This is a genomic window from Paramylibacter kogurei (assembly GCF_002742285.1).
GTDB classification, from domain to species: Bacteria; Pseudomonadota; Alphaproteobacteria; order Rhodobacterales; family Rhodobacteraceae; genus Amylibacter; species Amylibacter kogurei.
Genome location: NZ_MDGM01000012.1, coordinates 472,524 through 491,780, shown reverse-complemented (window position 1 = coordinate 491,780; position 19,257 = coordinate 472,524). Strand labels below are relative to the sequence as shown.

The 19,257-nt window shown below is 49.7% G+C and carries 21 protein-coding genes and 1 pseudogene; 4 read left to right on the top strand and 18 right to left on the bottom strand.

Features of this window, described 5'->3' with window-relative positions:
• Positions 1 to 6: 6 nt before the first annotated feature.
• The 15 genes and pseudogenes from nuoI to BFP76_RS07850 all read right to left on the bottom strand — a co-directional run bounded on the left by nuoI (position 7) and on the right by BFP76_RS07850 (position 11,814).
• Complete coding sequence (nuoI, locus tag BFP76_RS07920; RefSeq protein WP_373295869.1) at positions 7 to 498, bottom strand: NADH-quinone oxidoreductase subunit NuoI; 492 nt, start codon at positions 496 to 498, stop codon at positions 7 to 9.
• A complete protein-coding gene (locus BFP76_RS07915; RefSeq protein WP_099592650.1) occupies positions 498 to 1,088 on the bottom strand; it encodes a hypothetical protein in 591 nt (196 codons plus the stop codon). Before BFP76_RS07915 ends, nuoI begins: the two co-directional genes overlap by 1 nt.
• Complete coding sequence (gene nuoH, locus BFP76_RS07910) at positions 1,088 to 2,125, bottom strand: NADH-quinone oxidoreductase subunit NuoH (protein WP_099593997.1); 1,038 nt, start codon at positions 2,123 to 2,125, stop codon at positions 1,088 to 1,090. Before nuoH ends, BFP76_RS07915 begins: the two co-directional genes overlap by 1 nt.
• A 6-nt stretch (positions 2,126 to 2,131) precedes the next feature.
• Positions 2,132 to 4,153 (bottom strand): NADH-quinone oxidoreductase subunit NuoG, encoded by a 2,022-nt coding sequence (nuoG, locus tag BFP76_RS07905; protein ID WP_099592649.1) that lies wholly within the window; start codon positions 4,151 to 4,153, stop codon positions 2,132 to 2,134.
• 7 nt (positions 4,154 to 4,160) lie between these two features.
• Positions 4,161 to 4,562 (bottom strand): DUF5333 domain-containing protein, encoded by a 402-nt coding sequence (locus BFP76_RS07900; RefSeq protein WP_099592648.1) that lies wholly within the window; start codon positions 4,560 to 4,562, stop codon positions 4,161 to 4,163.
• 160 nt (positions 4,563 to 4,722) lie between these two features.
• Positions 4,723 to 5,214, bottom strand: coding sequence for a hypothetical protein (locus BFP76_RS07895; RefSeq protein WP_099592647.1), 492 nt, complete (start codon positions 5,212 to 5,214; stop codon positions 4,723 to 4,725).
• A 32-nt stretch (positions 5,215 to 5,246) separates the two neighbouring features.
• Positions 5,247 to 6,542, bottom strand: a complete 1,296-nt coding sequence (nuoF, locus tag BFP76_RS07890) for an NADH-quinone oxidoreductase subunit NuoF (RefSeq protein WP_099593995.1) — start codon at positions 6,540 to 6,542, stop codon at positions 5,247 to 5,249.
• A 6-nt stretch (positions 6,543 to 6,548) separates the two neighbouring features.
• Complete coding sequence (locus BFP76_RS07885) at positions 6,549 to 6,767, bottom strand: DUF5337 domain-containing protein (RefSeq protein WP_099592646.1); 219 nt, start codon at positions 6,765 to 6,767, stop codon at positions 6,549 to 6,551.
• 31 nt (positions 6,768 to 6,798) lie between these two features.
• Positions 6,799 to 7,848 (bottom strand): hypothetical protein, encoded by a 1,050-nt coding sequence (locus BFP76_RS14695; protein WP_205661392.1) that lies wholly within the window; start codon positions 7,846 to 7,848, stop codon positions 6,799 to 6,801.
• A 35-nt stretch (positions 7,849 to 7,883) separates the two neighbouring features.
• Positions 7,884 to 8,615: pseudogene (gene nuoE / locus BFP76_RS07875) on the bottom strand (NADH-quinone oxidoreductase subunit NuoE); the annotation flags it as partial.
• A 4-nt stretch (positions 8,616 to 8,619) separates the two neighbouring features.
• A complete protein-coding gene (locus BFP76_RS07870) occupies positions 8,620 to 9,099 on the bottom strand; it encodes a hypothetical protein (protein WP_099592644.1) in 480 nt (159 codons plus the stop codon).
• The gene (locus BFP76_RS07865; protein WP_099593993.1) at positions 9,099 to 10,307 is read right to left on the bottom strand and encodes an NADH-quinone oxidoreductase subunit D; all 1,209 of its coding nucleotides are present in this window, start codon (positions 10,305 to 10,307) and stop codon (positions 9,099 to 9,101) included. The genes BFP76_RS07870 and BFP76_RS07865 overlap by 1 nt, the downstream gene beginning before the upstream one ends.
• Entirely contained in the window at positions 10,307 to 10,918 is a 612-nt protein-coding gene (locus BFP76_RS07860) for an NADH-quinone oxidoreductase subunit C (RefSeq protein ID WP_099592643.1), read from the bottom strand. Before BFP76_RS07860 ends, BFP76_RS07865 begins: the two co-directional genes overlap by 1 nt.
• A 6-nt stretch (positions 10,919 to 10,924) precedes the next feature.
• Positions 10,925 to 11,458 (bottom strand): NuoB/complex I 20 kDa subunit family protein, encoded by a 534-nt coding sequence (locus BFP76_RS07855; RefSeq protein WP_099592642.1) that lies wholly within the window; start codon positions 11,456 to 11,458, stop codon positions 10,925 to 10,927.
• The gene (locus tag BFP76_RS07850) at positions 11,449 to 11,814 is read right to left on the bottom strand and encodes an NADH-quinone oxidoreductase subunit A (RefSeq protein WP_099592641.1); all 366 of its coding nucleotides are present in this window, start codon (positions 11,812 to 11,814) and stop codon (positions 11,449 to 11,451) included. Before BFP76_RS07850 ends, BFP76_RS07855 begins: the two co-directional genes overlap by 10 nt.
• A 188-nt stretch (positions 11,815 to 12,002) precedes the next feature.
• Between BFP76_RS07850 and BFP76_RS07845 the strand changes: the two genes are divergently transcribed.
• Positions 12,003 to 12,863, top strand: coding sequence for a sulfotransferase family protein (locus BFP76_RS07845; RefSeq protein ID WP_099592640.1), 861 nt, complete (start codon positions 12,003 to 12,005; stop codon positions 12,861 to 12,863).
• Here the strand turns inward: BFP76_RS07845 and BFP76_RS07840 are convergent.
• The 3 genes from BFP76_RS07840 to BFP76_RS07830 all read right to left on the bottom strand — a co-directional run bounded on the left by BFP76_RS07840 (position 12,860) and on the right by BFP76_RS07830 (position 15,271).
• Entirely contained in the window at positions 12,860 to 13,321 is a 462-nt protein-coding gene (locus tag BFP76_RS07840) for a thermonuclease family protein (RefSeq protein WP_099592638.1), read from the bottom strand. The genes BFP76_RS07845 and BFP76_RS07840 overlap by 4 nt on opposite strands.
• 2 nt (positions 13,322 to 13,323) lie before the next feature.
• On the bottom strand, positions 13,324 to 14,523 hold the full coding sequence (locus BFP76_RS07835) for a DegT/DnrJ/EryC1/StrS family aminotransferase (protein ID WP_099593991.1): 1,200 nt from the start codon (positions 14,521 to 14,523) through the stop codon (positions 13,324 to 13,326).
• 82 nt (positions 14,524 to 14,605) lie between these two features.
• On the bottom strand, positions 14,606 to 15,271 hold the full coding sequence (locus tag BFP76_RS07830; RefSeq protein WP_099592637.1) for an HAD-IA family hydrolase: 666 nt from the start codon (positions 15,269 to 15,271) through the stop codon (positions 14,606 to 14,608).
• A 128-nt stretch (positions 15,272 to 15,399) separates the two neighbouring features.
• On the opposite strand from BFP76_RS07830, the gene glmU reads away from it, so the two are divergent.
• The 3 genes from glmU to BFP76_RS07815 are packed head-to-tail and all read left to right on the top strand — an operon-like array spanning position 15,400 to position 19,256.
• The gene (gene glmU / locus BFP76_RS07825; protein ID WP_099592635.1) at positions 15,400 to 16,755 is read left to right on the top strand and encodes a bifunctional UDP-N-acetylglucosamine diphosphorylase/glucosamine-1-phosphate N-acetyltransferase GlmU; all 1,356 of its coding nucleotides are present in this window, start codon (positions 15,400 to 15,402) and stop codon (positions 16,753 to 16,755) included.
• A gap of 3 nt (positions 16,756 to 16,758) precedes the next feature.
• Complete coding sequence (gene glmS / locus BFP76_RS07820) at positions 16,759 to 18,582, top strand: glutamine--fructose-6-phosphate transaminase (isomerizing) (RefSeq protein ID WP_099592634.1); 1,824 nt, start codon at positions 16,759 to 16,761, stop codon at positions 18,580 to 18,582.
• Positions 18,582 to 19,256: a DNA alkylation repair protein gene (locus BFP76_RS07815; RefSeq protein WP_099592632.1), complete on the top strand. Its 675-nt coding sequence runs from the start codon at positions 18,582 to 18,584 to the stop codon at positions 19,254 to 19,256. The genes glmS and BFP76_RS07815 overlap by 1 nt, the downstream gene beginning before the upstream one ends.
• The last annotated feature ends 1 nt before the right edge of the window (position 19,257 follow it).

Sequence of the window (19,257 nt, the reverse complement as noted above, 5' to 3'; positions counted from 1 at the left end):
TGTCGCTTACCGGTACGGCGCGTCTAATTCGATGTTGCGTGCGATTTCCGCTTCCCAACGTTCGCCGTTGGATAACAATTTATCCTTGTCATAAAACAGCTCTTCGCGGGTTTCTGTGGAAAATTCGAAATTTGGTCCTTCGACGATGGCGTCCACTGGGCATGCTTCTTGGCAGAAACCACAGTAGATGCATTTTGTCATGTCGATGTCATAACGTGTTGTACGCCGTGATCCATCATCGCGCGGTTCCGCATCGATGGTGATCGCTTGTGCTGGGCAAATCGCTTCGCACAATTTACATGCGATACAGCGTTCTTCGCCATTTGGATAACGACGCAATGCGTGTTCACCACGAAAACGCGGGCTTAGAGGACCCTTTTCATGGGGATAGTTCAACGTCGCCTTGGGGCGGAAAAAATATTTCATCCCCAATTTAAAACCGACAATGAAATCTGCTAGCAAAAAATATTTCGCCGAGCGCGCATAATCAAACGCCATCAAATCCGTCCTTTGTAATCTGCAAGCATTTTTGCAGGAAGTTGTATCGCCAGCTCTTCTTTCATTTGGAAATGTTTCACAACATCATCCCAATGCCCGCCCTTTTGTGTGTTGTTCAAGCTCCACAAAGCGGATTCAGCGCAAGGCGCATTATTCAGTTCGTCACATGCCTGTGCACGCAACAATTGGAACGCCGCATAGTTATGGCGCACCTTTTCATAAGAGTAGTCTTTTTCGAAACCAGCGCGGAAACGCTCGTTATAAAAATCCAATGTCCAAATCGCATTTTCCGCCAGAAACTTGCGAAATGCTGGGCGGCCCGTTTGCAATGTTTTGAACGAAGACACTTCGAACAGTTCCGCAAATCGTGCCAATTTTTCCGCATCGTTTTTAAACAGATGTTCCATCATATCCATAGATGTCAGAACCTGTGTTGATGCCATCACCACGCAAACATCGCGCTTGGCTGCAACACAGTCCTCTGCCATCGCATGAAGCGACGAAGTTTCATCCGCAACATCAGCCGCAATCGGCATAGCCATCAGGCCAAGCAGAAATGCAATTGATGTTGTTAAACGACGCAGCATCATTAACCCCCAACAGCCCAGCGTGCATAAGCGCCGCCAAAGGCACCGAATTGTGCAAAGAATGCCACAATGACAACCCAAGCCAATGACATTGGCAAGAATACTTTCCAACCCAAGCGCATCAATTGGTCATAGCGGTAACGCGGTGTGATCGCCTTTACCATTGCGAACATGAAGAAGAAGAACGCCATTTTACCGATCAACCACAATGGGCCATCTGGCAGACCTGGGATTGGTGATAACCAACCACCAAAGAAGAACAATGATGTCAGCGCACACATCAACCAAATCGCCAAATATTCACCGATCATGAATAACAAGAATGGTGTTGATGAATATTCAACCTGATACCCCGCCACCAATTCTGATTCCGCCTCTGGCAAATCAAACGGTGGGCGGTTGGTTTCGGCAAGTGCCGAAATAAAGAACAAGAAAACCATTGGGAAGTGTGGCAACCAATACCAGCTAAGCGCGCCGTAATTGCCATCTTGGGCTTTTACGATATCAACCAAAGACAACGATCCCGTTGAAATGATGATGCCCACGATGATGAAACCAATGGAAACTTCGTATGAAATCATCTGTGCGGCGGAACGCAAGCTACCCAAAAACGGGTATTTGGAGTTGGACGCCCAACCACCCATAATCACGCCGTAAACTTCCAGCGAACCAATCGCGAAAATATAAAGAATGGCGATGTTTAGATCCGAAACAATCCATGTTTCATTAAACGGAATAACCGCCCAGATCACCACAGGCAGCACAAATGCAATCATCGGCGCCAGCAAAAACACGGTTTTATCCGCACCCGCTGGGATCACGACCTCTTTCACAAGGTATTTCAAGAAATCCGCGATCAGCTGGAATAATCCCCAAGGTCCCACAACGTTTGGACCACGGCGCAACTGTACCGCACCCCAAATTTTACGGTCGCCATACACAAGGAACATCGCACAGACCAACAAGAACCCAATCACAGCCAAACACTGTGCAAGGATGGTCACGAAAATTCCAAGATTTGTTTCGAAAAAGCCCATGATCAATTCCTATTCCGCTGCAAGTGCTGCTGATTTGCGTTCTGCTGCATTTCGCGCAAGCTCTGCCATAACTTCGGATGCACGTGCAATCGGGTTTGTGAGGTAATGTTCAGAAATCGCATATTTAAATGCACCTTTGCCCAATTTTTTGGGTTTCAATGCACTTCCACTGTTTTCTGGCACCGTATCAATCGCGCCTAGATGCGGATATTGCGCAAAAAGTGCCGCGCGAAGCTGTGCCAAACTGTCATACGGCAATGTCGCGCCCAATTCGGCGGACAAGGCGCGTAAAATCGCCCAGTTTTCGCGTGCATCACCAGGTGCAAACCCTGCGCGTGCGCTCATTTGTGGGCGACCTTCGGTATTTACAAAAATACCGCTCTCTTCTGTGTATGCTGCTGCTGGCAAAATAATATCTGCGCGATGCGCACCACGATCACCATGTGAACCTTGGTAAATCACAAATGGGTTCTCTGCGATTTCGACTTCATCCGCGCCAAGGTTGAAAACCACGTCTGGGCTTTTCAACGCGGTTTTAATTCCGCCTTTGGTGACAAAATCAATATCCATGCCGCCCACACGCGCCGCTGCGGTGTGCAGGATCAACAATTTGCTGTCTGAATTTGCGGCCAATTGTTGTGCCGCGGCCAATACGGCCTCGCCATCTGCACCTTGCAATGCGCCTTGGCCCACAATCACAATGGATTTTTTCTTCTTTGTCGCAGCACTGATTTTCTTGGAAACCAAGCCTTCCAACGCGGCGCGATCTGTGCCGACATGTGCATAATCATAGGTCAAATCAATCGCATCCCCAACCAAACCAACGGTGGCGCCGTTGATCCAAGCCTTGCGGATACGCGCATTCAACACAGGTGCTTCTACGCGTGGGTTTGTACCGATCAATTGGATCATTTCCGCATCATCAATATCGGCGATGGTTGCGGTGCCAACATATGCAGCGCGATTGCCCGCTGGCAATTTCGCATCATCAACGCGACATTCAACATTGCCACCCAAACCAGTGACCAATTCTTTCAACGCGAACATCGCCTCCACAGGGGCAACGTCACCTGCGATTGCCGCAACTGATTTGCCTTTTACGGCCTTTGCGATTGCTTTGAATGCTTCGTCCCATGTTGCGGGTTTCAATTTACCACCCTTGCGTACATATGGGCGGTCAAGGCGTTGACGGCGCAGACCATCCCAGATGAAACGGGATTTATCCGAGAGCCATTCTTCGTTCACGCCATCATGGTTGCGCGGCATAATGCGCATCACTTCGCGACCCTTGGTATCCACACGAATGTTGGACCCAAGCGCATCCATCACGTCAATCGTTTCGGTCTTTTTCAATTCCCACGGACGCGCCGTGAATGAATATGGTTTCGATGTCAGCGCACCAACAGGGCAAAGATCAATGATGTTGCCTTGTAGTTCGCTGTCCAAGGTTTGGTTCAAATACGATGTGATTTCCGCATCTTCGCCGCGCCCTGTTTGGCCCATTTGTGTGATACCAGCGACCTCTGTTGTGAAACGCACACAACGCGTGCATGAAATACAACGTGTCATCTGTGTGCCAACCAATGGCCCCAGATCCAAATCTTGGGTTGCGCGTTTTGGTTCACGGAAACGGGAAAAATCAACGCCATATGCCATGGCCTGATCTTGCAAATCACATTCACCACCCTGATCGCAAATCGGGCAATCAAGCGGGTGATTGATTAACAAAAATTCCATCACGCCTTCGCGCGCCTTTTTCACCATTGCCGATGTGGTTTTCACCACAGGCGGTTGGCCTTCTGGGCCGGGGCGCAAATCTTTGACCTGCATCGCACAGGATGCGGCGGGTTTTGGTGGGCCACCTACGATTTCCACCAAACACATACGACAGTTACCAGCAATCGTCAGACGCTCGTGATAGCAAAAGCGCGGTACTTCGATGCCCGCCACTTCGCAGGCTTGCAGCACAGTCATTGCGCCGTCCACTTCGACTTCGTTATCGTCGATGATTACTTTGCGTAGGTTTGTCATTACCCTATTAGCCCTTTAACAGAACGCCGATTTGGCTGTTCTTTTTGATTTCACGTTGCCCCAATGGGCAAAATGTTTCAGGTGAATTGATATTCACACCCTCTGATTTCAGATACGGAACGACGCGCGCCCGCAATTTTGCCTTTTCTTTATCATCTTCGATGAATGCTTTCACCTCGGAATATGAATATCCTTTGGTTTTGGCATATGAAAATAATGATTGGGCAAAAGACAGGCCCTTGATCTTGCGTGTTGAAATGGACGAACAGCGTTTGCCAATTTCATTCGCGACGGCCATATCAAACAGACCTTGTGAGATTTTGTCATAGCTCCACAATGACGGTTTCGCCACGGCGACACCTGTGATGATCACGCTGATTGCTGCGGCTGTTGTCAAAATGTTTCTCATACCATTGTTTCCTTTTGGTTTTGCGTTACGCAAAATGTAGGAAACATGGGCGTGTTATCCAATGACAGGGCGTTGTTATCCCTTATTTCATTGGCTTTGGCGCATGCGCTCACAGGGTGGCGCGAAATGTTTTTGTTATGTGTAAACATACCGTCCTTCCCTATTTTTTCTGCAAGAAACGCCCGATCTGGGTGCGTTTTGCATATTGTTCATCTGCCACAACGCAGAACTGAGTAAAGTTTTCGCGCGTGATACCAAGGCGTTCCAAATTTTCACTGAGCTTTTCTGCAATGATTTGTTTGGAATGGCGCGTTTTCATCAAACTGCCCGCACCACGTTGGAAATATTCAAATTCACGCGCAGGCACATCATCGCGCCCTTCCAGAACACTGGTGCGAATGGCGAATTTTTCAATCACCCGTTCGTTTTCATCTGGGTTGAATTTATATGCAGGGCATAATTTCACCATGCGCGATGCAATTTCCGCCTCGGCAACATCATCCAAGAAATCTGTTTGCACCTTCAACAGTTTTTCCGATGTCGGAACAAAATTCATAGGCACACCCACGCTGCCACCACCACCCGTGGTGCAGCCAAACAACGCAAAGCATATTGCCACGCTGGGTAAGCCAATTTTTGTTCCCTTTCGCATAAACTTGCTCCGGTACTTGGTGAAACTTGCTACTACTCTGCCGCAACCGCGCTGACGCGCCCTGTGCGTTTGTGTTTAATACGGTCTTCGATTTCATCGCGGAAATGGCGGATCAAACCTTGGATCGGCCACGCCGCCGCATCACCCAGCGCACAAATTGTGTGGCCTTCGACTTGTTTGGTGACATCCAACAACATATCGATTTCTTCGGGTTCTGCATCGCCGGTTACCAAACGATCCATCACGCGCATCATCCAACCCGTCCCTTCGCGACACGGTGTGCATTGCCCACATGATTCATGTTTGTAAAATTTCGACAGACGCCAGATCGCCTTGATCACATCGGTGTTTTGATCCATCACGATCACCGCCGCGGTACCAAGACCTGAGCGTTGTTCGCGCAGCCAATCAAAATCCATGATCGCATCATTACATGTTGCGGCTGGCAGCATTGGCACAGATGACCCACCCGGAATAACGGCCTTGAGGTTTTTCCAGCCACCGCGCACACCACCACAATGTTTTTCCAATAATTCTTGCAATGGGATCGACATCGCCTCTTCCACCACGCATGGGTTTTCAACGTGGCCCGAAATCGCAAACAATTTTGTGCCTGCGTTATTTTCGCGACCAAAGCTTGAAAACCAATCCGCACCACGGCGCAAGATTGTTGGCACAACGGCAATTGATTCCACATTGTTCACGGTTGTCGGGCAACCATAAAGCCCCGCACCAGCAGGAAACGGTGGTTTCATGCGTGGCATGCCTTTTTTGCCCTCTAGGCTTTCAAGCAATGCGGTTTCTTCTCCACAGATATACGCACCTGCACCATGGTGCAGAAACAGATCAAAATCCCAACCGGATTTCGCGGCGTTTTTGCCGAGCAATCCCGCATCATATGCTTCGTCGATCGCGGCCTGCAATGCTTCGCGTTCGCGGATGAATTCACCACGGATATAGATGTAACCAGCGTTTGCACCCATGGCGAAACCCGCGATCAAACAGCCCTCGACCAATGTATGGGGATCATGGCGCATGATTTCGCGGTCTTTACATGTACCCGGTTCGGATTCATCGGCGTTCACAACCAGATAGGATGGACGACCATCGGATTCTTTTGGCATGAATGACCATTTCAAGCCCGTTGGGAAACCCGCACCACCACGGCCACGCAGCCCAGATTTTTTCATTTCATCAATGATCCAGTCACGACCATTTTTGATGAATTTCGATGTGCCAGACCAATGCCCGCGCTTTTTCGCGCCGCGCAATGTGCGGTCATGCATCCCATAGAGGTTTGTAAAGATACGATCTTTATCTGCAAGCATCTTCATTCATCCTTTTTTCTGGCTCTCGCGCCAGACTTGAAACAAAACAACCAGCGCCCAAAAAAGCGCTGCTAATGCGGCAAAATCGAACAGAAACGCGAACCGCGTTGGTAATCCGATCTTTCCGCCAATCCAAGAGGCCCCCATCCAAACAACCATTGTTACAAAGATAACAATTGATGCGATCCGTGCCTTGGCACGTTTTGGATCTTGGTCAGGGGCCACCTGTTCTTCCTTTATGGCTCAGGCGTGTGGCCTAAGCTTTCTTCTTTTTCTTTGAAAATTCTGTTTCGCCACCTTTGGCCAGAATTTTCGCTTGTTTAACCCAACCATCACGCTCGATGCGGCCCTTGAATGTCAGGCGCTCGTCAACAAATGCGATGTCGGCTTTTTTCCAATCGGCAACCTGTGCGAATTGATAGATACCAATATCGTTCAATGTGCCTTCCAGTTTTGGACCAACACCTGAAATCAGTTTCAAATCATCAGTCTTTGCTGGCGCTTTTTTATAAAGCTTGGGACCAGTTGCCTTTTTGGCCGCTGGTTTTTTCGCCGCTGTTGTGGTTTTTTTGGCTGCTGTTTTCGCTGCACTTGCTGCTTTTGCAGGTGCTTTGGCAGCCGCCGTTTTGGTTTTCGCAGCAGTGGATTTTGCCGCTGTTTTCGCCTTGGCCGTTGTGGTTTTCGCAGCAGACTTCGCAGCCGTCGTTGTTTTTGACGCTGTGCTCTTCGCAGCAGTTTTCGTCTTGGCAGCCGTTGTTTTTGCAGCGGTCTTTGTTTTCGCCGCAGTTGATTTCGCTGCGGTTTTTGCCTTGGCAGTTGTGGTCTTGGCTGCGGTTTTTGTTTTGGCTGCTGTTGATTTCGCCGCCGTTTTCGCCTTGGCTGTTGTTGCTTTTGCAGCAGCTTTGGTTGTGTCCGCAGCGGATTCAGCGGCGGATGTGAAACCTGCCGCTGTGGTTGATGCCGTATCTTTCGCAGCAGACGCGACATCACCAGCGGCATCTTTTGCAACACTTGCTGTATCAGATGCAGCCTTGGCTGTTTTCGCAGCAGCAGCCGCGCCCAACGCAGCAGCACCGGCACCAACGCCCGCGGCGGTGCTTATTCCTGAATCAACAACGTCGTTTGATTTTGAACAAAAAATGGTGCGCAGCAACCAAGACAGCAACAACGCAGCAATGATTGCGATCACCAAGCCGACCCAGATATTCGATGCGATCATTTTGGCCAATACCAAGCCACCCGCAATGGCCAAAAGCCAGCAAATCAAGTTGCAGGTGCTGTTTTCATTTGAATTCGTATTCGTCATTTACAATTACTCCCCATTTTGAACTAGCCCGCTGTTTTAGCTGACTTTTTCTTTGCGGCTGTTGTCCGCGACTTTAAAATTGGAACTTCATTTCCCTGGATACGTTTAATCGTATCTCCGTATTCCAATGCCAAACCAGCGGACGCATTATGCGAATGCTGGCCTGTGTTCATGTCTGTAAGACTTGTTAGCCCAAACAATGGTTCAGCCGCGTAACGGCCGTTTTGCGGACCAGGTGTTGGAACCTCGCCGCGATCAAATGCATTAATGATTTCGCGGAAACTCTCCGCGGTTAAATCTTCGTAAAAATCTTTGCCAATTTGCACCATTGGCGCGTTTGAACAGGCACCCAAACATTCGACTTCTTCCCAGCTAAACTTGCCGTTATCAGAAATCTGATGCGGATTTTTCGCGATCATGGTTTTGCAAACGCCAATCAAATCTTCGGCGCCACAGATCATGCATGATGTTGTGCCACACACTTGAATATGGGCAACATTGCCAACCGGTGCCAATTGGAACATGAAATAAAACGTCGCCACTTCCAGCACACGGATATAGGCCATTTCCAGCATATCTGCCACAGCCTCGATCGCGGGTTTGGATAGCCAACCTTCTTGTTCTTGGGCGCGCCACAATAATGGGATCACGGCGGATGCCTGACGTCCCTTTGGGTATTTTTTCATCTGAGCCTTGGCCCATTTTAAATTGGCTGCCGTGAACTTAAAGCTGTCAGGCTGTTCAGGATGCAAACGACGAAGTGACATTTTCTTACTCCACAAGCTCTAACAAACAGGATTGCCCAACGATACCAGATTCATATTTGCGCACACGCACAAGCATTTCATTGGTCTTAAACGTTGGGGTAATCAACGGCGCGTCTGGTTGCCAAGTCGCTGGGCATTTCAAACGTTCACGCGGGCTTCTGTTAGAGACAAAAATTCCATTAGTGATGATGGCCAGAATGAATTTCACTGCGCGTGGATCATCGACAACATTTGCACCACCCGTCGCTGGATCAATCAGCGGGCCGTAAAATTTTTCGATGGTTTCGCACAGCTCTTCTGCGTCATTCCAAACTGGACAGTTTTTTACATTATCCACATATTTTTCAGGTGTTTCGCTGATGGTGGCAAAAAATTGCCCCCAGCCTACATTCTGATTTGATTGTGCCTGCACGGGATTCCCCAATGCAAAGATTGATAAACTCAACGCACTCACAAAACCAAAATTGTAGAACAGTTTACCCATTAACGGTCGATCTCCCCAAATACGATATCAAGTGTCCCGATAATCGCCGCCACATCTGCCAATTGGTGTCCCTTGCTGATGTGATCCATCGCCGCCAGATGGGGATAGCCCGGCGCGCGAATTTTCGATTTATACGGTTTGTTGCTGCCATCTGAAACCAGATAAACACCAAATTCACCTTTGGGTGCTTCGACCGCTGCGTAAACTTCGCCTTCGGGCACTTTGAACCCTTCGGTGTAAAGTTTGAAATGGTGGATCAAGGCTTCCATAGATGTTTTCATGTCACCACGCGCAGGTGGTGTCAGCTTGCCACGTGCCAAAACATCGCCCGTGGATTCATCCAATTTTTGAATACATTGTTGGATGATTTTAATGCTTTCGCGCATTTCCTGCATACGGCACAGGTAACGATCATAACAATCGCCATTTTTGCCCACAGGAATATCGAATTCAAATTCGTTATAGCATTCATAAGGCTGCGCACGGCGCAAATCCCATGCCATGCCAGAACCACGCACCATCACACCAGAGAAACCCCAATCAAGCGCTTCTTGTTCGGTGATTACCGCAATATCAACGTTGCGTTGTTTAAAAATGCGATTTTCGGTGAGCAACCCGTCGATATCGGCAAGCACATCTGGGAATTCCATTGTCCATTGCATGATATCGTCGATCAAATCTTGTGGCAGATCCTGATGAACACCGCCGGGGCGGAAATAGGCCGCGTGCAGGCGTGCACCCGATGCGCGTTCATAAAAGATCATCAATTTTTCGCGCTCTTCAAACCCCCAGAGCGGAGGCGTTAGCGCACCAACATCCATCGCCTGTGTTGTTACGTTCATCAGGTGGTTCAAAATCCGCCCGATTTCACAGAACAACACACGGATCAAGGACGCACGGCGCGGAACCTCGACACCCGTTAGTTTTTCAATCGCCAAACACCAAGCATGTTCTTGGTTCATTGGCGCCACATAATCCAAACGGTCGAAATACGGCAGGTTTTGCAGATATGTTCTGCTTTCCATCAGCTTTTCTGTACCGCGGTGCAACAGACCAACATGGGGATCGCAGCGTTCTACGATTTCACCGTCCAGTTCCAAAACCAAGCGCAACACACCATGCGCCGCAGGGTGCTGTGGGCCAAAGTTGATGTTGAAATTACGGATACGTTGTTCACCCGTTTGGGCGTCGTTGAAATTACCGTCCATCATTTCGCCCCTTCTGCTTTGTCATCGCCAGGCAAGATATATTCTGCACCTTCCCATGGGGACATGAAATCGAACTGGCGGTATTCTTGCACCAGTGACACGGGTTCATAAACCACACGCTTTTCAACTTCGTCATAGCGCAATTCGTTGTAACCCGTTGTTGGGAAATCTTTGCGCAATGGATAGCCGCGGAAACCATAATCTGTCAGCAAACGACGCAGATCAGGGTGGCCAGTGAACATGATACCATACATGTCGAACACTTCACGTTCGTACCAATTGGCCGATGGATGAATATCGGTGATCGATGGCACCAAATCACCATCCGCAATTGCCGCCTTTAGGCGGATACGTTGGTTCGTATACATGGACAAGAAATGATAAACGATTTCAAATCGTGTGGCGCGGGTTGGGTAATCCACCGCCGTGATATCAATCAATGTCGAAAATTTCATCGCGGAATTGCCACGCAAAAATTCAACCAGCTCTGGAATTTTATTGGCATGAACGGTCAAAACCAGTTCGCCCATTTTATTCACATCGGTACTGATGATAGCGGCTTCTTGCTTGATCGCAATCACTTCGCCCAGTTCGAGTAGTTCAGCGCTCATATCAGGTTACCTTACAATCGTGCCGGTACGGCGAATTTTGCGTTGCAGTTGCAAGATACCGTAAAGCAATGCTTCTGCTGTGGGTGGGCAACCGGGCACATACACATCAACAGGAACGATACGATCGCACCCGCGTACAACACTGTATGAATAATGGTAATACCCGCCGCCATTCGCACATGATCCCATGGAAATCACATAGCGTGGTTCTGGCATTTGGTCGTAAACTTTGCGCAATGCTGGTGCCATTTTATTGGTCAGCGTCCCCGCAACGATCATCAAATCCGATTGGCGTGGGGATGCACGTGGTGCTGTCCCAAAACGTTCCATGTCATAACGTGGCATCGCGGTGTGCATCATTTCAACCGCACAACAGGCCAAACCAAATGTCATCCAATGCAACGACCCTGTGCGCGCCCAGTTGATAACATCCGCAGATGACGTGACCAGAAAACCCTTGTCTTGCAATTCGGCATTCAATGCCGCCGTTGCAACATCCTTATCCGCGCCTGCGGTATTGGGTGATGTGACTACTCCCATTCCAAGGCTCCCTTTTTCCACTCATAGGCGAAACCAATGGTCAGCACGCCCAAGAACACCATCATCGACCAGAACCCGACAATCCCAACATGTTGGAAGCTCGCGGCCCAAGGGAACAAAAACGCCACCTCTAGGTCAAAGATAATAAACAGGATGGATACCAGATAAAATCGGATATCGAATTTCATCCGCGCATCGTCAAATGCGTTGAACCCACATTCATATGCAGAAATCTTTTCGGCATCTGGATTACGAACAGCAACGATAACAGCAGCTAGGATTAAAACGAGGCCAAGCCCCGCAGCGACACCTAAAAAAATTAGGATCGGAAGATACTCTCTTAATAGTTCGTCCAACGGACTTCCCTCTTCGGTAATGACAGCCTTGAAGCCATGAGTCAGAGACGGGTTTACCCCTTGGGTTTTAAGAGGTCAACAAGACGTGTCACTGTTCTGTAAAAAAACCAGACTGTGTTTCGTGAACCATATCTATGCATCACGTCAAAATCATGGCATAAATCCAGTTCAATTATTGGAATGAATGAATGTCAGATGATTATCCAAACCTTGCGGGGAAAACATTTCTTTTGGGTGTTGGCGCGCATAAATCTGGCACAACTTGGTTATCCAAAACCCTGCGCGATCATCCACAGGTTTTTATGTCCCCATTGAAAGAATTACATTTCTTTGGCAATCGCGATCATTTCGAACGTTGGCCGTTTCCTTATTTCGAACGTTTGGCCAAACAATATTCCAAACCGCATTCACATACCGGCCTGCCCCAAGATGACAAAGTTTTCCAAGTGTTGGAACGCATTGAAATGGGGGGCGATGGTGATTTGTACCGCACGTTTTTTGATGAACGCGTAACCGATGAACGCGTATTTGGTGAAATCACACCGCATTATACGGCGTTAAAACCATCTGAATATGAATATGTTAAAACCCTGTTTCCAAACATAAAAATCATATTCTTGATGCGCGATCCGATTGCACGCCATTGGTCAGCCGTGCGTTTTTTAGAAAGCGTCGAGCGGCGCGATATTGCGGATGATGAATTGCACAAACGCGCCATTGAAATGTTGGACAATCGCGATTTTCGTCTGCGTTCTGATTACAAAAAATGTATCAATGCATTGGAAGCGAATTTCACCCCTGATCAAATCCATTACGAATTTTTTGAAAACCTGTTCAGCGTGGATGCAATGGCGCGGATATATGAATTTTTGGGTGTGGATTATGTGGAACCGATGTTTGACAAGGTGAAAAACCCATCGCGCCCTGCGGATCTACCCGCCCCAATATATGATCAGATCATGCGCCACCTTTGGCCACAGTATCAATTTTGCCGCCGCCGGTTTAAACGCCAAATTCCAGATACATGGTTTCAAGGGCGCCCAGATTAATTATCGCACCAACCCGCGCGCCGCCCACCATCATATGGGCGGGCAAGCCTTGCGTTAATCATTGACGTTGCGATATCTGTGCCGTCAATTTTCACGCGCACCAATTGACGGCGATATTTATCGCGCCCTTGGGTTTGCGTTTCAATGTGATTTGCCGACCAAATGCGCCAGCGTAAAAACCATTTTGCACGCTGCGCCAAAATCCATTCATCAAAACATTCGCTGGCCAATTCGGGTGTATCCAACCCGATAATCCGCGCGCGCGTTTCATCGGCATTTTCACAATCAATGCTAATTGTATCACCATCAACAATCGCGGTGATGGAACACCCCGTTGTTGGTTTCAGATACCCGATCACCACATCCCCGATACGCGGTAAAATCACCAGCGCAAACACCGCGATTCCCAGCCACAGATAAATACCCGATCGCCATCGGTAAAAGGCGTGGCGCAACATTTCTATCCTGCTTGGTGCACAACACCAACCTCGTCGCGAATGATGCGTGCAATCTGTGCACAATCATCCAGCGAAAATGTCAGCGGCAATCGCATATCAATCAACCCTGCCAAAATACGATCTGTATTGGGCAATTCTTGGGGATCAATATAGCGCCACGAATTATGGCGCGACGTAAACCCTGTTGGTTCATCACCGCCAAACCATTTCAATTCTACCCCGCGCTCAGCACAGCGTTTCAAAACATCGCGCATCTGTGATTGTGAAAAATCAGGCAACAAAAACTGAATGGATGATCCAACCATGCGTTCCTTGGTTGGGCGTTCCACGATCTGCAACGCTGGCGTATTGCGCAACCCATTTTCCACCGCGTCATATCGTGCATTCCACGCCGCCACCTGTGTATCCAAATCACGCAGTTGCGGGCGCAAAATTGCGGCGCGCAGGTTATCCATGCGCCCCGAACAATTGGGGGTATCAAGACGAATATCTTTAAATGTCTCTGCGGGTGCGCCCGCGCTATGACCACTATATAACATGTACGATCCCGATAACATCGTGGCACGCGCCATTACTTCGGCATCATCTGTTACCAACAAACCGCCCTCGCCCGAATTCATATGTTTGAATGTTTGGGTGGAATAACATCCCACCACTCCGTGGCGCCCGCTTGGCACATCGTTCCAAAATGCCCCCATCGTGTGGGCGCAATCTTCAATCACTTGAACATCGGCGGCGTTACAAATTTCCATCAACGCATCCATATCCACCAGATGCCCGCGCATATGGCTCAGCATCAGAACACGCGCACTACTCGATGCGATTTTTGCGCGCAGATCATCCAAATCCATCACCAGGCTTTGCGTGGTTTCCACAAACACAGGTTTTGCACCCACATTTGCAATCGCACCGGGAACGGGCGCCAGCGTGAATGCATTGGTCAAAACAGTATCACCCGTCTGAACGCCCAGCGCACGCAACGCCGCCGCCAGCGCATATCCACCAGATGCCACCGCCAAACAATATTTTGCACCAACGTAACGCGCGAATTCTTCCTCTAACAATGCCGTTTCGGATTTTTCACCTGCAACCACATTATATCGATGCAACCGCCCGTGGCGCATCACGCGTACCGCAGCCTCTATTGCATCCTCTGGGATGGGTTGTTGTTGGGTGAAATTGCCGGTGAATTTATCGCTCATTTCGATACCTTTGGTGGTTTGCGAATAATCAAACAGCGCGGGTTTTAAATTGCAACCCACGCAGCGCTTGTTTCGGCAAAGATTAATCCAACATTTGCGACAATAAATTGGGCAGGTCATCATAATGATGCAACAATGCCTCTGGTGCCAAATCCGCAATTGCATGCCCGCTTGGCCCAAATGTTACCAGAATGCTGGGCACATTGGCATTTGTGCTGGTTTTGCGATCGGTAATTGTATCGCCGATCAAAACCGATTTATCCGGCGTGCCACCAATGCGACGAATGGTTTCAAACAAATGTTCGGGGTCAGGTTTGCGCACGGGCAGCGTATCCGCCCCCACCAACGCGCCAAAATAGTGATCAATTTTCAATCGTTTCACCAATTCAACGGCAAGCCCTTCTGGCTTGTTCGTACAAATGCCAAGCGCATAGCCCGCACCCTGCAAATGATCCAACGCCCCAATCACGCCATCATATAATACGGTATGCACATCCAAATTGGTGCTGTAATGATCCAAGAATATCGGATGCTGCACGTCAATATCCGCCTCGCAATAATCGGGTTTCACCCGCGAAAACCCAAGGCCGAGCATTGCCCGCCCGCCACGAAACGCGGTCAGCGCATCACGTTCCAGATCCAAAACGCCCTTGTGGCCCAATGCCTCAAAACACGCATTTGCAGCTGTCAACAAATCCGCACTGGTATCCGCCAACGTCCCATCAAGGTCAAAAATCGCCGATTTCATCAATCACCATCCATTTTTCCCTCCATCTGCCACAGTTTCGTAACGCAGTGAAAGGTTTCTTGAGCATGAAACACTTTCGCTGTGTGAAAACTGCCGCTAAAAGCAGGCAAAAGAACAAAGGTTATTTTATGTCGAACGCAGTTATTATCCTCGCCGCGGGCAAAGGCACGCGGATGCAATCCGATCTGCCCAAAGTTTTACACGCTGTCGCGGGTGCCCCCATGTTGGTGCACACGATGCGCTCTGGCGAAGGAATCGACGCACAGCGCACTATCGTTGTTGCGGGGCACGGTGCGGATTTGGTGGAAAAGGCCGCGCTCGATTACAACCCCGATGCACAGGTGGTATTGCAAACAGAACAGCTTGGCACGGGTCATGCGGTGGATCAGGCACGCACAGCATTGTCCGATTTTGAAGGGGATGTGTTCATCCTTTATGGCGATACACCGTTTATCACGCATAAAACTTTGCAATCCATGAAAAATAAACGCGACAGCGGCGCATCCGTTGTTGTGCTTGGTTTTACCGCCGCCAATGCGGGTGGTTATGGGCGTTTGATCTTGGCCGATGATGGATCGCTTGATGCAATTGTCGAGGCCAAGGATGCAACGCCAGAACAGCTTAAGGTGAATTTTTGCAACTCTGGCGTCATCTGTGCGCCCCGCGATGTGTTGTTTGATCTGATCGCAAAGGTTGGCAATGATAATGCCAATGGCGAATATTACCTGACGGATATTGTGGCGCTGGCACGCGATGCGGGCATGACATGTGCCGCGGTATCCTGTGATGAATCCGAAACCATGGGCGTGAATAGCCGCGTTGATCTGGCCGTGGCCGAATCCACATTTCAATTCAACGCACGCCACGCCGCGATGATCAATGGCGCCACACTGACGGCCCCCGAAACGGTATTTTTCGCCTATGACACCATCATTGGGCGCGATGTGATTGTCGAACCTAACGTGGTTTTTGGCCCTGATGTCACCATTGAATCAGGTGCAAATATCCGCGCGTTTTCCCATCTGGAAGGGTGCCATGTATCCAAGGATGCAATCATTGGCCCCTATGCCCGTTTGCGCCCGGGTGCAGAAATCGGTGATGGAGCTAAGGTTGGCAATTTTGTCGAAGTCAAAAACGCGCTCGTGGCCGAGGGTGCGAAGCTTAACCACCTGTCATATATCGGTGACGCAGAGGTTGGCAAAGATGCCAATATCGGCGCTGGCACAATTACATGTAATTATGACGGTGTATTCAAACATAAAACCATCATTGGCGAACGTGCCTTTATCGGATCAAATTCCGCCCTTGTTGCCCCTGTGCGCGTGGGCGACGATGCGATGACGGGATCGGGTTCGGTGATTACCCATGATGTGCCTGATGGTGATCTCGCCCTTGGGCGGGCAAAACAAGTGAACAAAGTTGGCTTTGCACTGCGTTTGATGAACAAGTTAAAGGCCGCCAAGGCCGCGAAGAAAAAGGATTAAGATATGTGTGGAATCGTCGGTGTCTTGGGCAATCACCAAGCTGCGCCAATTTTGGTTGATGCGCTGAAACGTCTTGAATATCGCGGCTATGACAGTGCGGGTATCGCCACGGTCAATGACGGCGTGCTGGATCGCCGCCGCGCGGTTGGCAAATTGGTTAACCTGTCCGATTTGCTGGTGCATAACCCGATTGCGGGCACCGCTGGCATTGGCCACACACGTTGGGCCACACATGGCCAACCCAATATCACCAACGCCCACCCCCATCAGGCAGGGCGCGTCGCAGTGGTGCACAATGGCATAATCGAAAATTTCAAAGAATTGCGCAGCGAATTGACCGATGCGGGATATGGGTTTGACACCGATACCGACACCGAAACCATTGTAAAACTGTGCCAACAATTTATGGATGGTGGCCTGTCTGCATCAGAAGCCGCAGAAAAAACCATCGCCCGTCTTGATGGTGCATATGCGCTTTGCTTTCTGTTCCAAGGCGAAGATGATTTGATGATCGCCGCACGCAAGGGTTCCCCTTTGGCCATTGGTCATGGGGATGGTGAAATGTTCGTGGGATCAGACGCCATCGCACTGGCCCCAATGACAAACAAGGTCACATACCTCGAAGAAGGCGACTGGGCGGTGATTACCCGCAACAGTTTCGAAATTCGTGATGCCAACGGTGCGCTTGCCAATCGCAATATGCGTGAATTGGATATGAAATCCGCAAATGCCGACAAGGGTATGCACAAACATTTCATGTCCAAGGAAATCGCAGAACAGCCTGCCGTGTTGGGCGATGCGGTGAAACATTACATCAATACCGAACGCAATGCCGTGGTGTTGCCCGATGTTGATCTGGATTTCTCCAAAATTTCGCAAATTACCATGGTGGCCTGTGGCACGGCCTATTTGGCATGTAATGTTGCGAAATACTGGTTCGAACAAATCGCGGGCATCCCCGTTGATTTGGATGTGGCATCGGAATTTCGATATCGCGAACCACCCCTGCGCGATAACACATTGGCCGTCTTTGTCAGCCAATCTGGCGAAACCGCCGATACATTGGCCGCATTGCGTTATTGCAACGATAATCACGCCCAAACCATTGGTGTGGTCAATGTCCCCGAAAGTTCGATCGCACGTGAATCAAACGCCAGTTTGCAAATTCATGCAGGTGTTGAAATCGGCGTGGCCTCGACCAAGGCTTTTACCTGTCAGTTGACCGTGTTGATGACCATGGTGATCAAGGCCGCACGCCAGCGCGGCAAATTGGATGCGGATGGCGAGGCGGCATTGGTCTCTGCCCTGCTTGGCCTGCCATCCATTATTAATGTTGCGCTTCAGGCTGAACATGAAATTATTGATGTCGCCAACGCCCTGTCAAAATTCAGCGACACATTGTTTTTGGGGCGCGGTGCGCTGTTCCCCATCGCACTGGAAGGCGCGCTCAAGCTCAAAGAGATCAGCTATATCCACGCCGAAGGCTATGCCAGTGGTGAATTGAAACACGGCCCCATTGCGCTGGTCGATGAAAACATGCCCATCGTGGTGTTTGCACCCAAGGATGCGTTGTTCGACAAAACGGTGAGCAATATGCAAGAGGTCATGGCACGTCGTGGCAAGGTGATCCTGTTCACCGATGATGCGGGCGCACAGGTTGCCAGCGATGGCGCGTGGAAGGTTATTAAAATGCCCGCCGTCCACGCCCCCCTTGCGCCAATCCTTTATGCGATTCCGGCACAATTGTTGGCCTATCACACTGCTGTTGCCAAGGGCACGGATGTGGATCAGCCACGCAATTTGGCAAAATCGGTTACGGTTGAATAATGAACGCCGCGGATGCACTTGCGCAATTAATGGCGTTGCAATCGGATGAAAAGGCGGCGCAAATGGCCGCCTATCACAAGGTTGAACGCCCCTATCTGGGTGTATCCAACCCTGAAATTGATGTGCTTTATAAACAATGGCGCGTTGAATTTGATGGTGATGCCCGCGTGGAATTGGCCCTCCTGTTATGGGATTCCAATATCCACGAGGCCCGCATCGCCGCCGCCAAATTGTTAACCCAAGCACGGATCAAACCCGATGATGCCGTATGGGATGAAATTTGCCGCTGGGTGCCCCAATTCGATGCATGGGCAATCGCCGATCATGCATCTGGTGCGGGTGCACGGCGTTTGATCGCGCATCCCGAACGGCTTGATCTGGTGGAAACTTGGACGCAAGATGAAAACATCTGGGTGCGTCGCGCCGCATTGGTGATGACCCTGCCCTGGACCAAACAAAACCACCCCAGCGACGATGAACTGGCACAGCGTGATCGCATTTTGGGCTGGGCTGCGGGATATGTGAATGATTCCGAATGGTTTATCCAAAAAGCAATCGGTTGGTGGCTGCGCAGCCTCTCAAAACATGACAAACCACGCGTGGTTGCGTTTTTGGATCAACACGGCGACGCGATGAAAGCGTTCGCCGTGAAAGAAGCGCGTAAATATCTGTAAA